The organism is Chryseobacterium sp. SIMBA_029 (assembly GCF_046535275.1).
GTDB lineage: Bacteria > Bacteroidota > Bacteroidia > Flavobacteriales > Weeksellaceae > Chryseobacterium.
Genome location: NZ_JAWRXA010000346.1, coordinates 1 through 269, shown reverse-complemented (window position 1 = coordinate 269; position 269 = coordinate 1). Strand labels below are relative to the sequence as shown.

Here is a 269-nt window from a genome sequence, read left to right as displayed (position 1 = left end):
ATCGAGGGACGGATGTGCCTCGAGAAACGCAGGCAAAATCGGCATGACGTGCAGTCGGGCAAACGTGACGGCCGCACTCACGCGCAGACGCCCTGAAAGCGCCGCGCCGGCGCCTCTCGCCGCGAGCACGGCCTCTTCGGCCGACTCGATGGCGCGCTTTGCGTGTTCGTAAAAGTTCTGGCCCGATTCCGTCGGCGCCAGACCGTGCGTCGTACGCAGCAGTAGGTGCACGCCGAGAAACTCCTCGAGCTGGGCGATAGCCTTTGAGA

At 64.7% G+C, this 269-nt stretch carries 1 protein-coding gene; it reads right to left on the bottom strand.

Features of this window, described 5'->3' with window-relative positions; translation table 11 throughout:
- Positions 1-269, bottom strand: a 269-nt coding sequence (locus SB679_RS24405; RefSeq protein ID WP_410704846.1) for a LysR family transcriptional regulator, incomplete at both ends; no start/stop codon positions are given.